Here is a 21,682-nt window from a genome sequence, read left to right on the forward strand (position 1 = left end):
TAAAAATTTAGAAAAGAGAAAGAAATACGAAATGAACAAAAAATTAGATGATAAAAAAGTAGTAGTTGGAATGAGTGGCGGCATAGACAGTTCTGTCGCTGCTCTTTTGTTGAAACAGCAAGGCTATGAAGTTATAGGGGTTACATTAAAGCATTTGCCTGATGAACTTTCGGAAAATCCTGGAAAAACGTGCTGTTCCCTTGATGATATAAATGATGCCAGATACACCTGCTACACATTGGGAATCCCTCATTATGTCCTAAATGTCGTGGAAGAATTTAAAAAGGATGTAATGGATTATTTTATAAAAATGTACAATGCTGGAAAAACCCCTTCACCTTGTGTAATTTGTGATGAAAAGGTAAAAATAAAAAAACTCGTAGAATTTGCTGATAAAATGGGGATAAAATACATTTCAACAGGGCATTATTCAAAAGTTAGCGAGAATAATATGCTTTTATGGGATAAAAATAACCGAAAAGATCAGACTTATATGCTTTATCGGCTGGATAAGGATGTCGTGGAAAGGTTTTTGTTTCCGCTTGCTGAATACGAAAAATCAGAAGTTCGTGAAATTGCAAGACAAAATGGCATTCATACTCATAACAAGCCTGACAGCCAAGGAATCTGCTTTGCTCCCAACGGATATATTCCATTTTTGAAAAAAGTGCTTGGAAATGATGTAAAAAAAGGAAATTTTGTGGATAAAAATGGTAAAATTATTGGAGAGCACATAGGTTATCAGTTTTATACAGTTGGGCAGCGGCGTGGACTGGGTCTTAATTTAGGAAAGCCGTTTTTTGTACTGGAACTTCGACCTGAAACGAATGAGGTTGTTGTGGGGGATTTTGAGGAATTGCTAATAAAGGAAATAGAAGTGATAAATTGTAAATTTCATTATGATTTAGAAGAAATAATTGGGAAAAAATTAACTGCACGTCCAAGATTTTCTTCAAAAGGGTTGACAGGAGAGCTGAAAATTTTGAAAAGTGAAGGAAGTAATGCAAATAGGATAATTTTTGAGTTTGATGAAAAAACTCACGAAAATTCAGAAGGACAGCACATTGTATTTTATTTAGACAAATTGTTGGTGGTGGAGAAATAAAAATATTTGACAAAGCTCTAAAAATATGGTAAACTTATCAAAGTCAAGTGGCGACATGGTCGAGGGGCTTAGGCAGAGGTCTGCAAAACCTTGTACACCGGTTCGAATCCGGTTGTCGCCTCCATTAACTAATTACTGATAATAATTAATTTGATAACTACTTCAATGTGGTTATTTTTTTTATTTTTAAAATTTTAGAAGTTATATTATAAATTTTGAACATTTTACTGGTTAATAAATGTTTTTTCTTTTTTCTAAAGCAGAGGAAATCAATCGCCATTTCCTCTGCACTCCTGGCTCGTCTAAACATTTTTTGAAAACAAAAATTAAACTCGCTTTTTAATAAAAGTTATTTTTATTTCTTCAAATAATTACCATTTTAATATTTTGAAAAAGCTCAGACAATAATTTTTATTCCCAAAAAATCACGACATTTTAATTCAATTATAAAAATTAATCTAATAGAAAAAATCCTAAATCGGTTTATTGAAACTAAAACATTTATTATAAATTTCCGAGATTTTAATTTTTCAGTAAAAGACAATTTGTTTGAGCTTTTCTATTTCATTTAAATTAATAATAACTTTATGAGATTAAAATAACTTTTGTTAAAAGCGAGTTTTGTCTTTTGCTGTAAAATTGAAATTCGAGAGCGGGGATGCAAGGGCATGGCGTCTGATGCCCTTGCGTTAAAAAAAACTGTTATTAAATAAAATAAGAAAAAACATTTAGAAGTATAAAAGAAAAAAATTAATTTTTATTAATTCTAAAGGTATACTTTAATAAATAGGGAATAAAGATTGAAAAAGGAGCTGTTGAAAATGCCAACAAGACTAGTTAGAGTAATATTAATGATAATTTTTGGAATGAGTGCTGTTAGTTGTAGCCTTTTTGATAGTAATGAGTGGAAAGAAGCACATCGGAGAAGTGTTGAACATGGTAGAACATGTTATGAAAGAGCAAATGGAAGTATTTATTGTAAGGATACCAAATAGTGAAAATTAAAAAGAGCTATTAAAAAAGTTAATAGGCGTTAGAGAAAACCATCTTGCAATAAAATTATTATTGTAATTGGCTTTCTCTTTTTTGTAAAATGTAAAAATTTAAAAATTAATGTAATTGATCGAAACCTTCTCCAAAAACTTTTGTTGTGTCAGTTACTGTTACAAAGGAAGTTGGATCATGAGTTTTTAGGAATTTTCTTAGCTGAATAAACTGTCTTCTTTCGATAATTGTGAGTAAAATATCCTTTTCAGCTCCAGAATAGCCTCCAACGGCTTTAAGCACAGTGCAGCCTCTGTCAAAGTCCTTTAAAATGTAGTTTAGCACGATGTCCTTGTTTGAAGTGATAATCATAATCTGTTTACGTGAATTAAATCCTTCAATAAACTTGTCAATGATAAATCCTGTTACATAGACACTTAAAAGTCCCACAAGTCCAAGTTCAATTCCAAAGGCGAAAATCGCTAAAAGAGTAACAATTGCATCTACGATGAAGCTAGACATTCCGTAACTGATGTGGCAATATTTTGTAAGAATTCTTGCAATGATTGAAGTACCGCCAGTAGAAGCTTCATAAAAATAAATAATTGTTATTCCTAAAGCACATAATGCACTTCCAAAAATTGTTGCTAAAATTAAATCGTGAGTAAGAGCATAGTTAGGGTAAAATTTTTCAAAATACGAAAGAAAAACGGATAAAATTACCGTAGCATAAATGCTTTTTATACCAAACTGTCCACTGATTACAATAAACGCAAGTGTAAACAGGATAAAATTACTAACTGCAACAAAGAATCCTGTTGAAATGTTAAAAATACTATTGACAACCAGTGCCAGCCCTGTTACTCCGCCACTTGCTATTTTATTCTGGAAAAAGAAAAAATGTAATCCAAACGCCAGGATAAAAGTTCCAAGTCCAATTAAAAAATACTCTTTAATCAAGGTAAAAATTGTTTTTGTTTTCATAAAAATAAAATGTCCTTTATAAAAAATTTACGTTAATTTCAGGCAACGTATACCCTTTGTATAGAATTATACATGATATTACTTTTTTTTTCCTTTAATTATTGAACAAATTTTGAAAATATTTTTGTCTTTGGAGTCTGATGTGTTATTTTTGATTATAAATAGATAGTTTGAGTGTATGAAAAAAATAAAATTATAGGACTTTAAAATTAAATTTTGATAAAAAATATTAAAAAAATTTTTTATTAAATAATTGAAATTAAAATAAAAGTGTGGTATACTAATCTCGAAATTTTAGAAGAGATTTGTAAAATTTCAAAAATGTAATTGTTATAGCCAAATTTCTTTAAAATGAATAAATTTTGGGCTATTTCCTAAAACAAAATTTATATGTTTCATTTTTAGGAGTTCGAGCATATAATAAAAAATTTGAAGAAAAGAGAGTGGATGTTATGAAATCAGCAAACAAAATGATTTTAACAGCTTTAGTTGGAGTTTTGGCTCTTAGTTCTATTGGTTTTTCAGCAACAAGAGCAAAATCTTCAAGCAAAGCATCAAATGTAACAAGAAAATTTAGCTGCAGCAGCAGAAATGTGACAGTGCAAAATCTTTCTACAGACAAAGTAAGATTGACAGATGGAAATGGAAAAGTTTACAATCTGAAATTAACAAGATCTGGTAGTGGAGAAGAATATACAGGTGGAGGAGTTTCTATTCACATAAAAGGAAATGATGCAGTTTTCACAAAGAATGGAAGCGATGAAAGTTGCTATATGACAATGAATGATAATTCAACTAGCAACAATCAAAGTTCTAGCGGTAATTTACTAAGAAAATACAGCTGTGATGGTTATCAAGACATATCAGTTGAAAATGTTTCAACAGACAAAGTAAAAGTAGCTGACGGTTATGGTGGAATTCACACTTTAAATTCAGCATCATCTGGTAGTGGAGAAAGATATTCAAATGGAAATATCTCTATCCATATGAAAGGAAACGAAGCTGTTTACACAGAAAATGGAAAAGATAAAAGCTGTAGCCTTCAAAACTCTGGGCATGGTTCAATTGAAGAATAAGGCCTAAAAAATTAAAATTAACAATTAAAAACTAATTTAAAAAGCTGTTTATATAATTTTTAAAATTATATCAAATGGCTTTTTTCTATATTTTTAAAAAGAAAAGTTGAAAAAAAGCCTATTATATAGTAAAATCTTTACTATAGGAGGAAAGATGAAAGTTGCTGAATTTATTAATGCGAAAACGATAGAAAAAATGCGTCTAGAAATTAGTGAATCTGGTGGAAATGAAGTATTTTTTCGTGGGATTCCTAATGGAGAGGGGATAGTTTCTGAAGTCGAAGTTATTGCGAGAGGAAATTCCAGTTCTGTTGCTGCATTATTAAATATGATGAGAAAAAATGAAGTTATAATACATAATCATCCGTCTGGAGTGCTAATTCCTTCTGATGAAGATGTGAGTATTTCCAGCATGTATGGAGAAGTTGGGGGAGCTTCATACATTGTGAATAATGCTGTGGATGATATTTATGTGATTGTACCTTTAAAAGAATTTATAAAAATAGATGTGGATGAATATTTTGGAGAAAATGGTGCTATTCATAAGAATTTTGGAAAATTTGAGGTACGGCGTGAGCAGTATGAAATGGCTAAGTTTATTGAAAATAGCATGAATGAGAATAAGAAACTTATAGTAGAGGCTGGTACTGGTACTGGAAAGACGATTGCCTATTTATTGCCAACATTGCTTTACGCTATTGAAAATAATCTAAAGGTAATTGTTTCCACAAATACCATCAATTTGCAGGAACAGCTTGTTAATAAAGATATTCCGCTTTTAAAGAAAATTATTGACGAGGACTTTAATTATCAGATTGTGAAAGGACGTGGGAATTATCTTTGCAAGAGAAAACTTTACAATATAGATGTTACAGAGAAGGAAACAGATACGGAAGAGGAAAAAACTGAAAAAAATATTATAAGAAATCTTATTGACTGGGATAAAAATGTTACGAGGACAGGTGACAGGAATGAGCTAAAATACGAAATTTCAAACAGTATCTGGGAAAAAGTGAATAGTGAAGTGGATATGTGTAAAGGAGTAAAGTGTCCGTATTATTCAAAATGCCACTTTTTTAATGCTAGAAAAAATATTGCGGATGCAACACTTCTTATTGTTAATCATCATATGTTCTTTGCAGATTTAGCAATTAGAAATCAGACAGGATTTTATACAAATTATTCAATTTTACCAAATTATGATATTGTTGTTTTTGATGAGGCTCACAATATAGAAGATACGGCTCGAAATTATTTTACTTTTGAAACGTCGAAAATATCATTTGGACGGCTTATGGGGAATATTTATAATAGACGTGTCATAAATTCCAGCAATGGTGGGGCTATTGTAAGGTTAATGACTTATCTGAACCAAAGTCTTTCAAGTGAAGAATATGAAAAAGTTGATGAATTGAAGGAAGATGTTATCGCAGAATTGAACCTATTTTACGATAAAGGAATAGATATTTTTGATAAATTGATTTATCTTTTTTCAGAAAATAATGACAACAGGGAAATCAAGATAAAGATTGATAAGCAGAAAATGCGAAGTAATAAGGCTTTTCGTGAAGTTATTGAAATTAATAGCCAATTTAAGGAAAGTTATGGAAATTTAGTTATAAGAATTAACAAGTTTTTAAACACTGTGAGTAATTATAATTTAGAAGACAAAGAAGGCTTTTTATTTGAGTTTTCAAGATACTATGAAAGATTGAAGCAGTATTATAAGAAATTTGAGTTTATTTTAGAGGGGAAAGAGGAAGGATATGTTTACTGGGCTAATGTCACTACAATTCGTCCAAATGTAAAATTATACGCTACTCCTTTTGATATTTCAGATGAACTGAATGATAATTTATTTACAAAAATGGATAGAATGGTTTTTACTTCAGCGACACTTGCTGTTGACAATAAGTTTGACTATTATAAAAAAAGTATTGGACTTATGAAGGAAAATCGTAGAAAAATAGATGAAAGAATTGTAAAATCTCCATTTGATTATGAAAAACAAATGAAAGTTTATATTCCAGAAGATGCACTTGATCCAACAAACATTGAATTTATAAGAGATTTAGAAGAATTTATTGAAGGGGTAATAAAAAGTACAAAAGGACATTGTTTTTTATTATTTACTTCGTACAGTACTTTGAACTTTTTGTACAACCAGTTAAAATCACATTTTTCAGAAAAGGAATATACGCTTATAAAGCAAAATGATTTTCCACGGCATGAAATGATAGAAATATTTAAAAATTCTAAAAATCCAATATTATTTGGGACAGACAGCTTTTGGGAAGGTGTCGATGTACAGGGAGAACAGCTAAAATCAGTAATTATCACAAAATTGCCGTTTAAAGTGCCAAATGATCCTGTAACTGAGGCGATTATTGAAAATATTAGAAAAAATGGACAAAATCCGTTTAATGACTATCAGGTTCCGCAGGCTGTAATTAAGTTTAAACAGGGAGTTGGAAGGCTTATAAGAAGTAAAACTGACAGCGGAAACATTATAATCCTTGATAATAGAATAATAAAAAAAATGTATGGAAAGAAATTTTTGACAGCTTTACCACGAAATAAAGTCATTGAAAGTAAAAGGGATATTCTAAAAATAATGAAATAGAAAGTTTTAATAAAAAGGAGTTTTATAAAATTTAGGAAAGGAAAGGGAAAATGAGAGTAAGTGCATTAGGGCGAGAATTTGTTTTTGAAGTAAAAGAAAAAAATCCTAAAAATAATGACATAAAATACACTAGCAAAAATAAATTTATGTTCAGATTTATTATTTTAACAATTACATTTATGATATTTGGTATAATTATTGAAATGTCAAGGCTAAATGTGAATTATGTCGTTGGAAGTGTTGCAAAATCGGATATTGTAGCGTATAAAAATGTATCTTATTTTGTGGATATTTTGGATGACAGTATTGAAGAAAAGATAATGAAGACGACCCAGCCTGAATTTGATAAAATAAAGGATGTAAACAAACAAACCATAATTTCGCTTAATAAATTTTTACGTGATATACGAAAGTTGACTGATGATGCGTCAATTGAAAAATACATAAAAGAAAATAATTACACATTTACAATTGAAGATATTAAGGAAATAGCAATAAGAATAGAAAGTGTGGAGTATTCTGTAAATTTGACAGATATTATATCTGAAATTTATGACAACGGAATTTATAAAATGGAGAATTTGTCAAAAATCATCAGAAAAAAAGATATAAAAGCAGATAATATTGATATGAAAGTCTTGCAAAACTTTATAAAGCCAAATCTAGTTATAAATGAAGCGGCTACAAAGAAAAAAATTGCAGATAATATGATGTCATTACGAGATAAGGAAATCAAAATTTACAAAGGAGATATCATTCTAAAAAAAGGTGAAATTATTGATTCAGATACATTTTTGAAACTCGAAAAATTAAATCTTGTAAGAAATGGGGATAAATTTAGAAAAACTGTTGGACTTGTAGCTACTTTTACGCTAATTATGACATTGATTTATTATTTGTTACGAAAAAATGCAAGAAAAGTTGTGGAATCAAAGGCATTTTATCCGACGCTTCTTACAATAATATTTGTAAACACAATTTATATTTTGTTTTTGAACAATGAATTTTTTATTTATTTACTTCCATTTGCAATGCTTCCGATTATATCAACTATTTTAGGAAACAAAGTATATGCAGTTATAATGACATTTTCAAACATGATCATTCTATCAAGGGAAGAATCATGGTTTTTGGTAACAATAGCAGTTTCACTAGTTGCAATTTATAAAGCTGCGGGTCTTGTAAGTAGGAGTGATATTGTAAAACTTAGTTTCTTTTTGGGAATATTTCAAGCTTTGATGTCGTTTAGTTATGGATTAGTTAATCAGTCAAGCTTTGGTTTGATAATGTTAATGATAGTATTTTCAGTATTTTCAGGAATTTTGACTGGAATGGTGTCGCTTGCGGTGTTGCCATATTTTGAAGATTACTTTGAAATTCTGACAACGATGAAATTGCTTGAATTAAGTGATTTTTCACATACATTACTTAGACAGCTACTTATCAAGGCACCTGGAACTTTTCACCATAGTATAATGGTTGGGGCTCTTGCGGAAGGAGCGGCTGAAAGTATAGGGGCAAATGCCACGTTTGCAAGGATTGCGTCATATTATCACGATATTGGAAAAATGAAACGTCCAGAATTTTTTGTGGAAAATCAGCGGGATGGAGTCAATCCCCATAATAAGATAAAACCGTCGTTAAGTGCATTAATATTGACTTCGCATACAAAAGATGGATATATTATGGGAAAAGAGAATAAATTGCCAAGTGAGATACTGGATGTAATACTGCAGCATCATGGAACAACGCTGACACAGTATTTTTACTACAAGGCTTTAGAAAATGGAGAAGAAGTTGTGGAAAGCAATTTCCGATACAGCGGGCCTAAGCCAAAGACAAAGGAATCAGGAATAATCCTTTTGGCAGATACGGTGGAAGCGGCTACAAGAACGCTTGAAAATAAAAGCAAGGAAGGAATTGAAAACTTTATCAGGTATCTAGTAAAATCCAAAATTGAAGACAAGCAGCTAAGTGACTCCGATTTAACTTTGGGAGAAATAGAAACTGTAGTGCAGTCATTCATAAATACACTGCAAGGTGTTTACCATGAAAGAATAAAATATCCAAAAATGGATGAAAAAATGAAAAAAAATTAAAGCTAAAATGGAGAAAATTATGTTAAGCATTGATATAACTTATGATATTGAACAAATTGACAATTTTTTTGATGAAGAAAAAATAAAGGAATTTGTCAGCTACATCTTAAAGGATGAATACAAGGAAGAATTTGACAAAAATGAATATTATTTATCATTATTAATTACAACAAATGTGCAAATTCAGGAAATAAACCGTGAATATCGTCAAAAAGACACTCCAACCGATGTAATTTCTTTTGCTTATAATGAAACTGAAAACTTCGGAGCAATGAATATGCTGGGCGACATTGTAATCTCAATCGAGCGTGTAAAAGAGCAGTCTAGTGAATACGGACATTCTGATGAGCGGGAATTTTATTATGTTTTGTGTCACGGAATGCTGCATTTACTCGGATACGACCACATTGAAGATAAAGATAAAGTTGTTATGAGAAGACGGGAAGAGGAAATTTTGAGTAAATTTAATTATTGCAGATAAATTTACCTGTAATTAGAAATGGAAAGGAGTAGAAAATTGGAAGAAAAAAATAGAGAAAATAAAGATAAAGAAACTAAGAAGGCGAAAAAGTCAATATTTTCATTCTTTCATAAGAAAGATAGGTATAATTGGGATATAATGAAGGAACGGGCAAGAGATAAACGGCTTGTGGACAGCTTTAATTTTGCGATTGACGGTATGATTTCGGCATTACGGAATGAAAAGCATATGAAAGTACATATACTTGCGGCAATTGTTATCGTGATTTTGGCAATTTTGATAAATGCGAGCAAAGTGGAGATTCTTGTGATTTCGCTGTCGGTGTGCTTTGTAATAATTACGGAGCTTATAAATACAGCCGTTGAAGCGCTTGTGGATTTGGTTTCTCCTGAACGGCATCCACTTGCAAAATTGGCTAAGGATGTGGCGGCTGGGGCAGTATTGGTTGCGGCGATAAATGCAGTCTGTGTTGGATATTTGCTGTTTTATGATAAATTGCTAGATGTTTTTGATGGTACGAACAAATTGCATATTATAGCGGGAAGAAAGGGTAATATTACACTTTTAATATTACTTCTGGTTGGAATTTTAGTAATCGTCCTAAAATCCTTTTTTCAAAAAGGTACACCTCTTGAAGGAGGTATGCCGAGCGGACATAGCGCCATAGCTTTTGCAGCTTTTGGAATATTGCTTTTTATGACATCTGACATAAGAATATTAATTTTAGGTTTTTTTATGGCAGGATTGGTAGCACAGAGCCGTGTTAAATCTGGAATTCATAGCATAAGGGAAGTTCTTGTGGGTGGACTGCTTGGATTTTCAGTTGCATTTATCATATTGTTTGTAATGCTGCAATTTGGGATTTTGTATAATTAACACTAGCTCTGTCTTAGATAACGAATTTATTAAAAATTTTTCTAATTAAAGGATAAAACTTAATATTTTAATTGATAAAAAGGAGATGATATTCAATGTTTAAGAAAATCTTATTGATGGTTATTATTGCTGTGGCAGTTATAGGATGCACTGCAGAAGATATAGCCATTTGGAAAAATGCAGGTCGAAGAGCAGCTGAAAGAGGTGAGAAATGTTATGAAAGGGCTAACGGTGAGTATTACTGCAAGGATAGATACGGAAATAGGGTATATTAATGTATGAAGTGTAGATACTGAAACAATATTAGAATGGATGATGACGGATAAAAAGGAATAAAACAGATATAAAGGGCAGGGACTTTCCATACAGGAGAAGGATTTCTTGCCCTTTTTTCTTTTGGATAAATATTGTATTTCTATTCTATCTGATACTATTTTCCGTTTAAATAGTAAAAATGAGAAAATTTATGGAATTAAATCCTTTTAATCATTAATTATTTATCTTAAGGACTTTTATAATTTTATTTATAAATACTATGATTAATAATAGTTTTTCTATTTTTTATTTAATGTTTTCTAAATTTAAAAACTTAAAACATAATTTTCATTTTTTAAACAGATTCTAATATAAATTAATTCGTCGGAGCATTTTTCTGTGATGGCAAAACTGTCTGAGCATAGCGAGTTTTTTGTCAGCACAGAAAAATGTCGTAGACTAGCCATAGGTTGTAGGATTTGCGGCAATGAGCAATCCTACGAAAATAAAAAAGAAAAAACATAGTAATATAAAAAAAAATTTATTAATAATAAACAGTTTTTCAAAATCTGAATAAAAAGTCCTTAAGATAAATACTTAAAAATTGAATTTAAATTTTTTTAACAAGGATTGAATTAATTATTATAGAATTTTTTTATTTCATTTTTTAGTTGTATTTTCAGAAGTATATTTTACAGTAGTACTGCATTTGATTATACAATATACCATACAATAATTGATAGAAATTTGTACAAGAAAAAATTGAAAAATATTTAAAAATATGCTACAATAATTGATGTTGAAAGTTATTTTATTAAAAAAATCAACATAACAAAGTTCAAAAATTATTTAAAAATTTAGGAGTTGAAAAATCAATTATGTTTCAAAAATTAGACGATGTTGTCTTAAAGCATAAGGAACTTACAGAAATGCTTATGGATCCTGAAGTTGTTTCAAATCCAAAGAAAATTATGGAGTACAATAAGGCTTTAAACAGTATTGATGAAGTTGTTCAAAAATATACATACTACAAAAATCGTAAAGAGGAAATGGAAAGCCTGAAGGAAGATTTAAAAGCTGAAAAAGATTCAGAAATGAAGGAAATGATGCTTGAAGAAATTCATTCAATCGAAGAAGAAATTCCACAGCTTGAAGAAGAATTAAAGATACTTTTACTTCCCAAAGATCCTAACGATGATAAAAATGTTATCATGGAAATCCGTGCTGGAGCGGGTGGAGATGAAGCGGCATTATTTGCAGCTGATATTTTCAGAATGTTTACAAGATATGCAGAAAGAAACCGTTGGAAAACTGAAATCATTGACAAAAGTGAAATTGGGGTTGGCGGACTGAAGGAAGTAACATTCCTGATTAAAGGTAATGGAGCTTATTCAAGATTAAAATTTGAAAGCGGAGTTCACCGTGTACAAAGGGTTCCGGCTACTGAATCTTCTGGAAGAGTTCACACATCTACAATTACAGTTGCAGTATTGCCTGAAATAGATGATGTAAGTGAAGTTGAAATTAATCCAAGTGATTTAAAGATTGACACATACAGATCAAGCGGAGCAGGAGGACAGCATGTAAATACTACTGATTCTGCCGTAAGAATTACTCACTTGCCAACTGGACTTGTGGTAACTTCGCAAGATGGACGTTCACAAATAAAAAATAGAGAGGCTGCAATGAAAGTGCTGGCTTCTAAGCTATATGAAATGGAATACGAAAAACAAAGAAGCGCAGTTGAAAACGAAAGACGTTCGCAAGTTGGAAGTGGAGACAGATCTGAAAAAATAAGAACTTATAACTTTCCGCAGGGAAGAGTTACAGATCACAGGATTAAATTGACGCTTCATAGACTTGAAGGTGTTCTGGATGGGGATTTGGACGAAATGATAGATGCTCTGATTGCTTATGAACAGGCAGAATTATTAAAAGAGGTTGGAAATAGCAATGAATAATTTACTGGATATTTTGAATAAATCGGTTAATTATTTGGAGAAAAAAAATATAAAAAACGCCAGGTTGACAGCAGAAAGTATAATTTCAGAAGTGATGGGAATGGAAAGAATAATGCTTTATGCTGAATTTGAGCGTATGTTATCAGAAGATGACTTGAAAAAAATTAGAGAAAAACTAAACGATATAACAAATAATGATAAAAAAATATCTGACAATAATGATTTTGAAAATATGGAAAAATCTGAAAAGCAGTTAAAATTATTGCTTGATAAAAGTATTTTATATCTTGAAAAGAATAGTATTAATGAAAGTAAGCTAATTGCTGAAATTATATTTTCACATGTCTTGAATGTCGATAGAATGATGCTTTTTACAAAGTATAGAAATGAAATTGAAGATGAAAAAATCGAAAAAATCAGATATTTTATTCAAAAAATCGGACGTGAAAAATTTCCAGTTCAATATTTGTTAAATGAACAGGAATTTTATGGAAGAAAATTTTACGTTGATAAGGGAGTTTTAATTCCGCGTCAAGATACTGAAGTTTTGGTTGAAAAGATGATTGAAATTTTAAAAAATAATATTCTAAAAAATAAAAATTTAGAAAAAAATTTAAAAATTCATCCAAAAATACTTGATATTGGCGTTGGAAGTGGTATAATAGGAATAACAGCCGCATTGGAAATAAAGGATTCCTATGTATTAGGCGTGGATATTTCCGAAAAGGCACTTGAAACTGCTGAAAAAAACAAGGAACTTCTAAAAGTTTCAAATATAAAATTTTTAAAATCAAATTTATTTGAAAATATTGAATTTAAGCAGTTTGATATGATAGTGTCAAATCCACCGTATATTTCCCTTAATGAAGCTGGTATTATGTCAGACGACACTTTATTGCATGAGCCAAGTGAAGCACTTTTTGCAGAAAATGACGGATTATATTTTTATTATGAGATTTGTCAGAAAGCACTTGATTATTTGGCTGATTTTGGGTATTTATTATTTGAAATTGGCTATAAGCAGGGGAAAAATGTTGCTGAAATTATGACAAGTTCAGGCTTTAAAAATGTGGAAGTTATAGAGGATTTAGCTGGACTAGATAGAGTTGTTGTGGGGCAGAAATTATAAATAAAATTAAAAATTAACAAAAGGATTAAATAATTTCAGATTTTTATTTTACCATAAAATTTTTATAAAAGGAACTTAAAACATCAGAAAATATTTAATCAAAAAGAATGGAGATGAATTAATGATTAGTGATAGGAGAATTTTTAAAAAGACAGGAGCATTGTTATTAGGCTTAACATACTCAATAATATCATTTGGAAGTGAGAATATAAAGGATGTGGTTTCAGCATCAGAAAAAATTGAAACTGTAAATACGCCAAAACCTGAACCAAAATTAGTAGCTTCAACAAGAACAAATGTTAGCAATTCTCAATTGGAAAAATTAATTAAGGACCAATATAACAATAAGAGCATTGACTTAAATGTAAATACAAGTTTAAGAAATATGCGTGATAGTGGAAGTTATGAACGTCCAAATGTAGATACTACTTATACAGCAAATAGGAAAACTCAGCAAGGTACGCCTGATGTAAAATTATCAAAAGAGCAATTATTAGCTGTAGCTGAAAAAATTTTCCAAAATGAAACAGGCGGGATTAGAAATAATTTAGTTGACTGGAATGATGGAGAAAATTTTCCATCACTTGGAATAGGACATTTTACTTGGTTTAAAGCAAGTGGTGGAAGAAAAGGTTTTGGAGATAGCTTGCCTGATATGGTTGCTTATTATAAACAGCAAGGTATTACATTGCCAAAATTACTTTCGGAATTTAGATATTCGCCTTGGAGCAGTAAATCGGAATTAATGGCTAAAAAAGCTAATGGTGATAAGGATATTCAAGAATTAATTGCATTTTTTGATAATACAAGAGATATTCAAGTAATGTTTATTTATGACAGGTTAAAAGGTTCACTTGATAAAATGATTGAAGCGTCTTCCAATAAGGAAAATTTAAGAAATCAATTTGAAAGGATGGTAAATACTCCTAATGGACTTTATGCGTTGATTGATTACGTAAACTTTAAAGGTGAAGGATTGAAAGGTGTTTCTTCATACAATAATATAGCTTGGGGATTAAGACAAGTGCTTGAAAATATGAAAGGAACAGCAGTAGGACAAAGTGCATTAGTAGAATTTAGCAACTCTGCTAAAGATGTGTTGGCAAGACGTGTGAGAAATGCTCCAAGAAATGAGAGAAGATGGCTACAAGGATGGTATAATAGAGTAGACACATACAAAACTTTTGAAATTGGAAGAGCATATTAATTGAATAATAATTATGGCAGGGAATTATTAAATTCCCTGTTTCCTTTGAAATAAGCAAAAATAAAAAAAGAAAATATAGAAATAGGAGAAATAAATTAAATGAAAATTTCAGATTTTGATTTTGAACTGCCTGAGGAACTGATAGCACAGCATGCGGTAAATCCAAGAGATCATTCAAAATTATTAGTATTAAATAAAAAAGAAAAAACATTGGAACATAAAAAATTTTATAATATTATCGATTATTTAAAAAAAGATGATGTTCTAGTAATTAACCGTACGAAAGTTATTCCCGCAAGACTGTTTGGGCATAAGGAAAATGGGGTTGTGCTGGAATGTTTTCTTTTAAAAAGATACGACTTATATACGTGGGAAGTTTTGCTAAAACCTGCTAAAAAATTAAAAATTGGACAGAAACTTATATTTCTGGAGGGAGTATTAGAGGCGGAACTTCTGGAAATAAAGGAAGATGGGAACAGAATTATAAAATTTAATTTTGAAGGAAGATTTGAGGAAATTTTGGATAAATTGGGAGAAATGCCGCTTCCACCATATATTATGGAAAAATTGGAGGATAAGGATAGATATCAGACTGTTTATGCTAAAGAGGGGGAATCAGTAGCCGCACCGACTGCAGGTCTTCATTTTACAAATGAACTTTTAGAAAAAATTCGTGAAAAAGGAGTTATTATAACAGAAGTATTTTTGGATGTGGGACTTGGAACATTTCGTCCAGTACAGGTGGAAAACGTTCTGGATCATAAAATGCATAGTGAAAAGTATCGTATTCCTGAAGAAACGGTTAGAATTATTAATGAGGCTAAAGAAAAAGGAAATCGTGTAATTGCAGTAGGAACTACATCGGTAAGAACATTGGAATCTTCAGTTGACGAAAATGGAAAACTGATAGCTTCAGAAGGGGATACAAATATTTTTATTTATGGAGATTATAATTTTAAAATTGTTGATGCAATAATTACAAATTTCCATTTACCAAAATCTACTTTAATTATGTTAATTTCATCATTTGGTGGTAAGGAGTTTGTTTTTGAGGCTTATAAGAAAGCTATTGAAGAAAAGTATAGATTTTATAGTTTTGGAGATTCGATGTTTATTTATTAAAATATTAATTCTGATAAAAAATAAAAAACTGTTTCATAAACTTTACAGATCTAAATTAATGAAACAGTTTAATTTAATTAAAGTTATTGGTTAAGTAGAATTAAATTACTAAAATTATAAACTATTAAATGTTATGTTAAAATACTAAAATAATAATTACAACTTATAACTAAAATCTAACCATATATATGTTATAACCGTACTTAGCTTTTGCAGTTTTGACTATTTCATCTGATGAATTAGTTATATCACTTGCCCCTAAGCTTTTTAGTCTTTGGTACATTGAGTAATCTCTTACATATATTGTTTGACCTTTTATGTTATTTAGTATAGATTTGATATCATTAAGTATATCTTGTGACAATCCTGAAGTTGACATGTATTTAGTAAATCCATTACCATTAGGTATATACATTGCATTTTTTGAATCAGGGCTCTTAATTACATCAGAAGAACTCGCAGATGATTTAGATATACCTGCTAATCCAATAACTGCAGAAAATAAAAATATAGCTAAAAATTTAAATTTTTTCATGATAAACTCCTCCTTGAAATAAACATTTAATAAGTCTAATTTTAGATAGATATATAATGTATTTTTAATTAACATAAATTATATTGCTTACCTTTCAATAGAAGTGTACCATACAAAATAGCTAAATACAATACAATTTTTGAGTTATTTCCTAAAAATTGTAATTGTTTACGTAAATAAAATATTTAGTGATAATTTGTTTTTAAGTCTTATTTATTACGACTTTTTACATTTTTTTATGGTATAATATAAAGTAATGAAAAAATAATTTTTTATATTGTTTAGGAAAAATTTAAATAAAAAATGGTGTTATTTAAATAAGGAAGTGGTTAATATGAAAAGTGATGATTTCAGATGTAAAAATTGTGGCGGAATGATGCGGTTTGATCCAAAATCTGGGAATTTGAAATGTGAAAATTGTGGAACAGAAGAAGAATTGCTAAAAAATTTTACAAACAAAAGACATGGTATAAATAATTATGAAAATAGAATAAAAAATCAAATAAGTGAAGGAAAGACAATTGTGGAGTGTAGTTCTTGCGGAGCTACAATTGAAATGGATACTTTTGAAACTTCCCAAACATGTCCTTACTGCGATTCAAATATTGTGCTTAGTGAAAAGGCGGTATCTGTGCTGGAACCAGATGGAATGAAACCTTTTTTGATTGATAAAAAAGAAGTTGGTCAGCTTTTTTCAGAATGGATAAAAAAAAGATGGTTTGCCCCAAATGTTCTGAAAACTTTGTATCAAAGTGGGAAAGTTACAGGCATATATCTTCCATACTGGTCTTTTGATACTGATGCGGATAGTGAGTATACTGCTGAAGGAGGGATTGATAGAACAGAAACTTATGAAGAAGATGGGAAGATAAAGACTAGAATAGTTACAGACTGGTATTTTGTAAGAGGAAATGTTCAAAATGAATTTGAAAATGTAATAATGCGGGCCTCTAGAACATTAAAGGACAGTCTTATAAGAAATCTAGGTGGATTTAATGTGGAGGACACAATAGATTTTGCTTCAGGATATTTGTCAGGTTATAATTCTGAAATTTTTAAGGTTCCTATGAGGCAAGGATATGAAGAATCTAAGCAAATAATGGAAAATAGAATTTATAATACTATCAGTTCGGATGTTTTAAGAAAATATGACAGAGTAAGGAATATAAGATTTGATGTTTATTGGAGTAATGAATATTATAGACTTTTATTATTGCCTGTATACACAATGTCTTATTCTTTTAATGGAAAATCCTATCAAGTTCTTATAAATGGAGAAAGTGGAATAATGGTGGGAGAATATCCGAAATCTGCAGTTAAGATAGCATTTGCTGTGATAGCGGCAATAATTGTAGCTGCAGCAATAATTTACTATTTATATAAATAAAATTTAATAAAATAATTAGGAGGAATAAAAATGGCCGGTATTTTAGAAAGATTTAAAACAATTATGTCGTCTAATATTAATGCATTATTGGACAAAATGGAGGATCCTGAAAAAATGATAGATCAGTATCTAAGAGATATGGAAAAGGATCTAGGTAGTGTAAAGGCTGAAACTGTTGCTGTAATGGCACAGGAAAGTGCTGCGAAGAGAAAAGTTGCTGAATGTGAAGATGAAATTAAAAAAATGGAAAATTATGCAAAAAAAGCTCTTCAAGCAGGAAATGAAGCAGATGCAAGAATGTTCTTGGAAAAGAAGGAGTCTATCAGGATAAAGCTGGAGTCTTTAGAAAAGGAAAAAATGATTGCGGTTGAAAATTCTTTGAAAATGAGAGAAATGCATGATAAACTTACATCAGATATACAAAAACTTAATGCAAAAAGAAATGAAATAAAAGCCAAAATAAAAATGGCAAAATCTGCACAAAAAATTAATTCAATGACATCTTCTACTGGAATAAGTGGAAAAATGGATTCGTTTAATTCGATTGAAGAAAAAGTAGATAGAATGTTAGATGAAGCAAATGCGTCTATAGAGCTTAATTCACCTAAAAAAGATGAAGTAGATGATCTTATGAAAAAATATGACAGTGGGGAATCAGAAAGTTCATCAGCAGTTGATGAAGAACTGGAAAGATTGAAAAAGGAAATGGGTTTATAAATTGAAAGGAGCAGTTTAAAATGGGATTATTTGGCAATCAGCTTGCGAACGTAGTAGAATGGGAGCAATTTAATGATGAGATGATTTTTTGGAAATGGTCAAATAAGGAAATAAAAAAAGGTTCAAGATTAATTATAAGACCTGGACAGGATGCAATTTTTCTTTTTAATGGAAAAGTAGAAGGTGTGTTTGAAAATGAGGGAAGTTATGATATTGCCTCTCAAATTGTGCCTTTTCTATCAACATTGAAGGGGTTTAAATTTGGATTTAATTCAGGAATGAGAGCAGAAGTGCTTTTTGTCAATACAAAAGAAATCACTGTAAAGTGGGGAACTAAAAACGCCATTAATATTCCAGCTCTAGGACTTCCAGGAGGAATGCCAATAAGAGCCTTTGGTACAATGGCTTGTAAAGTTGATAACCATAACGTATTAATTGATAAAATTGCTGGAATTAAACAGCAATTTAACATTGATGATGTAAAGGAAAGAGTAATTTCAATGTTAGATCAGCTTCTTATGAAATGGATAGCAAGAGAAGGAAAAGATATGTTCAATCTTCAAGTAAATTCATTTGAAATAGGGAATGGCATAAAAGAAGATATGGACTTTGAAATGCGAAAAATAGGACTTTCTATTCCTAGTTTTTCTATTTCCAGCTTCAGTTATCCAGAAGAAGTCAAGAGAATGCAGGAAAAGGCGGCAGGACAAAGTATGGTTGGAGATGTAAATAAATATACTCAAATGTCTATGGCTGACTCAATGGAAAATGGCGGAGCAGCAGGAAATATGGCTGGAAATATGGCAGGTATGCAGATGGGAATGATGATGGGACAACAAATGGCAAATCAGATGAACCAGTCAAATCAAATGCAAAACAGTCAACAATCTGCAGGAAACGCTGCTGCACCAAAGTTCTGCCCAGAATGCGGTACAAAAACAAACGGCAGTAAATTCTGCCCAGAATGTGGAACTAAATTGTATTGATTTTTATAATTCGGAGCATAAAATTATATGGACTAATATTTCTTAATATTTTTTAGGATTAGTCCATATTTTTATTAATGTAGATTATTTTAGTAGTTTAATTTTAAATAGGTTTGAGTGTACAATAATATTGTTTGTTATTATTGGTTTGATATTAAAAAGTTTTAAATACAAGTAAAAAAATAAATTTTATGTTGTTTTGTCATAAAAAAACATGATCTTTAAACTGATTTTTATGTCTAGTTATTAGATCATGTTTTACAATTATTTTAGTAGATTTAATAGTAAAATGATTGTAATAATGAATTCAAAAAACTTATAAAACCTACTAATTTTTATTTTTTTGATTATTTAATTAAAAAAACTAATTAATATAGAATAATTGTTTTAAACTATCGTAATCCAGTATTCCTTCATTAATATTTTCTATAACTGAATTTTGAATTACAATGTTAGTTGGAACGCTTTTAATTTTAAATCCTTTCATTAGTGATTGATTGGCATCGTAGTAAACGGGGAAAGTAAATTTATTTTCTGCAACAAATTGCTTTGTTGATGTTAAATTTGTTCTTCTGCTTGTAAATATAACTGCTACATTTATACTATCTTTATTTTCATCATAAAATTTTTGAACTTCTGGTAATTCAGTGTGGCAGTGTGGACACCATTCGGCAGCAAATACTAATAATGTAGGTTTACCATTATTCAATATTTTTCTGCTTTTTATATATTTTCCACTAAATTCTCTTAACTCGAAGCTAGGAATCTTTGCTCCAATTTCCATATTTACCTCAAAAGGTTTTGTTTTTCCGTATCCAACTAAAAATACTATAAACATTGAAATAATAACTAATAATTTTTTCATTTGTATCCCTTCTTTCTATAAATTTAAAATTGTTAATTAGATTATATAATATTATTCAGAATATGTAAAATAATTTTTTTTTACAAATATATTATTTTTATTTGACATTATCTGTAAAAATTATTATAATTGTATAGGTAGTGAAATAAATTTGAAATTAAACTCAAAGAAGTTAAAACATGGTTAATAAAAATTTTTAAAATAAATTAGATGTTAAAAAATAAAGGAGGATTGAAAAAGGTATATGAAAAAAATAGGAGCAATAGTAGTAATAATGCTGGTTATTGTTTTTTTATCGTGGCAAACGGGAAAGGTAGAGAAAAAATCGTTAAGTGGTGTTTCTAAAGAACAGATCATATTAGAGAAAAACAAAGATAAATATAATAAACATATACGATTTTACAACAGGATATTAAATGTCGATAAAGGGTTGTTGTATTATTTTGAAGATGCAGGAATGGATAAACAATTTAAAAATATTCAGACTGAAGATATTGAAGCAGATATTGCTATAGATAAAAACTTTATTGATAAATTAAAGGAATTATCAGCAAGCAAGGATAAAAAAGATGAACTAGATAAAAAGGCGATTGCTATGATTCCAATACTTGAAAAAATGTTACCAGTTGCTGAAGAAATGAAAACATATTACAAAAACAAACAATATTTACAAGATAATTACGCAAAAGCACAAACATTGCATACAGAATTACTTGCTTCACTAGATAAATATAATCAAGTGACAAAAAGTTATAAAGAAGTTTTTGAAAAAAAATCCAATGAAATCAAAAAACTGATGATAAAAGATTATGATAAACGAAAACAATTTATAACATATAATCAGTTTATATTTATTGAAGAAGGTGATAAAGTTATAAAGGAAATCCATAAGCAAGGACTTGATGCAAGCGACTTTACAGTAAAAGGAAATATTAAAAAATTTAAAAAAATTCAAGAAAAAATGGATAAACTTTTTAATAAATTTGAAAAATCTATAAAAAATACAAAACAGCTTGGAAAAGAAGGATATAATCCTGGAGACCACAGTGAATTTATCCAGAAAGCAAATAAATTTAGGCAATCTGTAAATGTATTTATCCAAAGAATAGAGAAAAAGGAAAAAGCTTCGCATTCATCTGTAAGTGACAGTTTCTTTGCACAGACTGAGGAAGGAACACCAGAAAATGTACTTGCAAACTTCAATGAAGTAATAAAGGAACACAATACATTATTAGCGAAAAAAACTAAAAAATAATAATTAAAATTAATTTATGAAAGAAAGATTTGATT

The 21,682-nt window shown here is 29.7% G+C and carries 18 protein-coding genes, 1 tRNA gene and 1 pseudogene; 17 read left to right on the forward strand and 3 right to left on the reverse strand.

Annotation, left to right across the window (positions count from 1 at the left end):
- Nucleotides 1-31 precede the first annotated feature (31 nt).
- The 3 genes and pseudogenes from mnmA to ACZ5B9_RS03225 all read left to right on the forward strand — a co-directional run bounded on the left by mnmA (nucleotide 32) and on the right by ACZ5B9_RS03225 (nucleotide 2,100).
- Nucleotides 32-1,137: pseudogene (gene mnmA / locus ACZ5B9_RS03215) on the forward strand (tRNA 2-thiouridine(34) synthase MnmA).
- A gap of 17 nt (nucleotides 1,138-1,154) precedes the next feature.
- A tRNA-Cys gene (locus ACZ5B9_RS03220) sits at nucleotides 1,155-1,229 on the forward strand.
- A 697-nt stretch (nucleotides 1,230-1,926) separates the two neighbouring features.
- On the forward strand, nucleotides 1,927-2,100 hold the full coding sequence (locus tag ACZ5B9_RS03225) for a hypothetical protein (RefSeq protein WP_464423334.1): 174 nt from the start codon (nucleotides 1,927-1,929) through the stop codon (nucleotides 2,098-2,100).
- A 115-nt stretch (nucleotides 2,101-2,215) separates the two neighbouring features.
- On the opposite strand, the gene ACZ5B9_RS03230 is transcribed toward ACZ5B9_RS03225, so the two are convergent.
- Nucleotides 2,216-3,073, reverse strand: a complete 858-nt coding sequence (locus ACZ5B9_RS03230; protein WP_021769295.1) for a YitT family protein — start codon at nucleotides 3,071-3,073, stop codon at nucleotides 2,216-2,218.
- Between the two features lie 452 nt (nucleotides 3,074-3,525).
- Between ACZ5B9_RS03230 and ACZ5B9_RS03235 the strand changes: the two genes are divergently transcribed.
- From ACZ5B9_RS03235 to queA, 10 genes are all read left to right on the forward strand, one after another.
- Nucleotides 3,526-4,149 (forward strand): MliC family protein, encoded by a 624-nt coding sequence (locus ACZ5B9_RS03235; RefSeq protein WP_036072021.1) that lies wholly within the window; start codon nucleotides 3,526-3,528, stop codon nucleotides 4,147-4,149.
- A 154-nt stretch (nucleotides 4,150-4,303) separates the two neighbouring features.
- A complete protein-coding gene (locus tag ACZ5B9_RS03240) occupies nucleotides 4,304-6,772 on the forward strand; it encodes an ATP-dependent DNA helicase (RefSeq protein WP_464423335.1) in 2,469 nt (822 codons plus the stop codon).
- A 50-nt stretch (nucleotides 6,773-6,822) separates the two neighbouring features.
- Nucleotides 6,823-8,871, forward strand: a complete 2,049-nt coding sequence (locus ACZ5B9_RS03245) for an HD family phosphohydrolase (RefSeq protein ID WP_464423336.1) — start codon at nucleotides 6,823-6,825, stop codon at nucleotides 8,869-8,871.
- A 19-nt stretch (nucleotides 8,872-8,890) separates the two neighbouring features.
- The gene (gene ybeY / locus ACZ5B9_RS03250) at nucleotides 8,891-9,352 is read left to right on the forward strand and encodes an rRNA maturation RNase YbeY (RefSeq protein ID WP_464423337.1); all 462 of its coding nucleotides are present in this window, start codon (nucleotides 8,891-8,893) and stop codon (nucleotides 9,350-9,352) included.
- Between the two features lie 18 nt (nucleotides 9,353-9,370).
- A complete protein-coding gene (locus tag ACZ5B9_RS03255) occupies nucleotides 9,371-10,228 on the forward strand; it encodes a diacylglycerol kinase (RefSeq protein ID WP_464423338.1) in 858 nt (285 codons plus the stop codon).
- 95 nt (nucleotides 10,229-10,323) lie between these two features.
- Nucleotides 10,324-10,503 (forward strand): hypothetical protein, encoded by a 180-nt coding sequence (locus tag ACZ5B9_RS03260; RefSeq protein WP_464423339.1) that lies wholly within the window; start codon nucleotides 10,324-10,326, stop codon nucleotides 10,501-10,503.
- Nucleotides 10,504-11,361: 858 nt separating this feature from the next.
- Entirely contained in the window at nucleotides 11,362-12,444 is a 1,083-nt protein-coding gene (gene prfA / locus ACZ5B9_RS03265) for a peptide chain release factor 1 (protein ID WP_464423340.1), read from the forward strand.
- Nucleotides 12,437-13,573 (forward strand): peptide chain release factor N(5)-glutamine methyltransferase, encoded by a 1,137-nt coding sequence (gene prmC, locus ACZ5B9_RS03270; RefSeq protein ID WP_464423341.1) that lies wholly within the window; start codon nucleotides 12,437-12,439, stop codon nucleotides 13,571-13,573. Before prfA ends, prmC begins: the two co-directional genes overlap by 8 nt.
- Before the next feature lie 121 nt (nucleotides 13,574-13,694).
- Nucleotides 13,695-14,780: a hypothetical protein gene (locus tag ACZ5B9_RS03275; RefSeq protein ID WP_464423342.1), complete on the forward strand. Its 1,086-nt coding sequence runs from the start codon at nucleotides 13,695-13,697 to the stop codon at nucleotides 14,778-14,780.
- A gap of 99 nt (nucleotides 14,781-14,879) precedes the next feature.
- On the forward strand, nucleotides 14,880-15,902 hold the full coding sequence (gene queA, locus ACZ5B9_RS03280) for a tRNA preQ1(34) S-adenosylmethionine ribosyltransferase-isomerase QueA (protein ID WP_464423343.1): 1,023 nt from the start codon (nucleotides 14,880-14,882) through the stop codon (nucleotides 15,900-15,902).
- Between the two features lie 169 nt (nucleotides 15,903-16,071).
- On the opposite strand, the gene ACZ5B9_RS03285 is transcribed toward queA, so the two are convergent.
- Nucleotides 16,072-16,437 carry a hypothetical protein gene (locus ACZ5B9_RS03285; RefSeq protein WP_036072034.1) on the reverse strand — a complete coding sequence of 122 codons (366 nt, stop codon included), beginning with the start codon at nucleotides 16,435-16,437 and terminating at the stop codon, nucleotides 16,072-16,074.
- 334 nt (nucleotides 16,438-16,771) lie between these two features.
- Here ACZ5B9_RS03285 and ACZ5B9_RS03290 point away from each other — a divergent pair, with 334 nt between their 5' ends.
- From ACZ5B9_RS03290 to ACZ5B9_RS03300, 3 genes are read left to right on the forward strand one after another with little or no spacing between them, the layout of a single operon-like run.
- Nucleotides 16,772-17,824, forward strand: coding sequence for a TFIIB-type zinc ribbon-containing protein (locus ACZ5B9_RS03290; RefSeq protein ID WP_464423344.1), 1,053 nt, complete (start codon nucleotides 16,772-16,774; stop codon nucleotides 17,822-17,824).
- Between the two features lie 30 nt (nucleotides 17,825-17,854).
- The gene (locus tag ACZ5B9_RS03295; RefSeq protein ID WP_464423345.1) at nucleotides 17,855-18,541 is read left to right on the forward strand and encodes a PspA/IM30 family protein; all 687 of its coding nucleotides are present in this window, start codon (nucleotides 17,855-17,857) and stop codon (nucleotides 18,539-18,541) included.
- Nucleotides 18,542-18,561: 20 nt separating this feature from the next.
- Nucleotides 18,562-19,527, forward strand: a complete 966-nt coding sequence (locus ACZ5B9_RS03300; protein WP_464423346.1) for an SPFH domain-containing protein — start codon at nucleotides 18,562-18,564, stop codon at nucleotides 19,525-19,527.
- Nucleotides 19,528-19,891: 364 nt separating this feature from the next.
- Here ACZ5B9_RS03300 and ACZ5B9_RS03305 read toward each other — a convergent pair whose 3' ends face one another.
- Nucleotides 19,892-20,392, reverse strand: a complete 501-nt coding sequence (locus ACZ5B9_RS03305; protein WP_464423347.1) for a TlpA family protein disulfide reductase — start codon at nucleotides 20,390-20,392, stop codon at nucleotides 19,892-19,894.
- Nucleotides 20,393-20,636: 244 nt separating this feature from the next.
- On the opposite strand from ACZ5B9_RS03305, the gene ACZ5B9_RS03310 reads away from it, so the two are divergent.
- A complete protein-coding gene (locus ACZ5B9_RS03310) occupies nucleotides 20,637-21,647 on the forward strand; it encodes a YiiG family protein (protein WP_464423348.1) in 1,011 nt (336 codons plus the stop codon).
- Nucleotides 21,648-21,682 lie beyond the last annotated feature (35 nt).

It is taken from the genome of Leptotrichia sp. SK-5, from assembly GCF_055387215.1.

What these genes read in the sequence shown, in the direction of transcription:
- ACZ5B9_RS03225 (WP_464423334.1), top strand. Translation starts at nt 1,927, where the DNA reads ATGCCAACAAGACTAGTTAGAGTAATATTAATGATAATTTTTGGAATG.
- ACZ5B9_RS03230 (WP_021769295.1), bottom strand. Translation starts at nt 3,073, where the DNA reads ATGAAAACAAAAACAATTTTTACCTTGATTAAAGAGTATTTTTTAATT.
- ACZ5B9_RS03235 (WP_036072021.1), top strand. Translation starts at nt 3,526, where the DNA reads ATGAAATCAGCAAACAAAATGATTTTAACAGCTTTAGTTGGAGTTTTG.
- ACZ5B9_RS03240 (WP_464423335.1), top strand. Translation starts at nt 4,304, where the DNA reads ATGAAAGTTGCTGAATTTATTAATGCGAAAACGATAGAAAAAATGCGT.
- ACZ5B9_RS03245 (WP_464423336.1), top strand. Translation starts at nt 6,823, where the DNA reads ATGAGAGTAAGTGCATTAGGGCGAGAATTTGTTTTTGAAGTAAAAGAA.
- ybeY (WP_464423337.1), top strand. Translation starts at nt 8,891, where the DNA reads ATGTTAAGCATTGATATAACTTATGATATTGAACAAATTGACAATTTT.
- ACZ5B9_RS03255 (WP_464423338.1), top strand. Translation starts at nt 9,371, where the DNA reads ATGGAAAGGAGTAGAAAATTGGAAGAAAAAAATAGAGAAAATAAAGAT.
- ACZ5B9_RS03260 (WP_464423339.1), top strand. Translation starts at nt 10,324, where the DNA reads ATGTTTAAGAAAATCTTATTGATGGTTATTATTGCTGTGGCAGTTATA.
- prfA (WP_464423340.1), top strand. Translation starts at nt 11,362, where the DNA reads ATGTTTCAAAAATTAGACGATGTTGTCTTAAAGCATAAGGAACTTACA.
- prmC (WP_464423341.1), top strand. Translation starts at nt 12,437, where the DNA reads ATGAATAATTTACTGGATATTTTGAATAAATCGGTTAATTATTTGGAG.
- ACZ5B9_RS03275 (WP_464423342.1), top strand. Translation starts at nt 13,695, where the DNA reads ATGATTAGTGATAGGAGAATTTTTAAAAAGACAGGAGCATTGTTATTA.
- queA (WP_464423343.1), top strand. Translation starts at nt 14,880, where the DNA reads ATGAAAATTTCAGATTTTGATTTTGAACTGCCTGAGGAACTGATAGCA.
- ACZ5B9_RS03285 (WP_036072034.1), bottom strand. Translation starts at nt 16,437, where the DNA reads ATGAAAAAATTTAAATTTTTAGCTATATTTTTATTTTCTGCAGTTATT.
- ACZ5B9_RS03290 (WP_464423344.1), top strand. Translation starts at nt 16,772, where the DNA reads ATGAAAAGTGATGATTTCAGATGTAAAAATTGTGGCGGAATGATGCGG.
- ACZ5B9_RS03295 (WP_464423345.1), top strand. Translation starts at nt 17,855, where the DNA reads ATGGCCGGTATTTTAGAAAGATTTAAAACAATTATGTCGTCTAATATT.
- ACZ5B9_RS03300 (WP_464423346.1), top strand. Translation starts at nt 18,562, where the DNA reads ATGGGATTATTTGGCAATCAGCTTGCGAACGTAGTAGAATGGGAGCAA.
- ACZ5B9_RS03305 (WP_464423347.1), bottom strand. Translation starts at nt 20,392, where the DNA reads ATGAAAAAATTATTAGTTATTATTTCAATGTTTATAGTATTTTTAGTT.
- ACZ5B9_RS03310 (WP_464423348.1), top strand. Translation starts at nt 20,637, where the DNA reads ATGAAAAAAATAGGAGCAATAGTAGTAATAATGCTGGTTATTGTTTTT.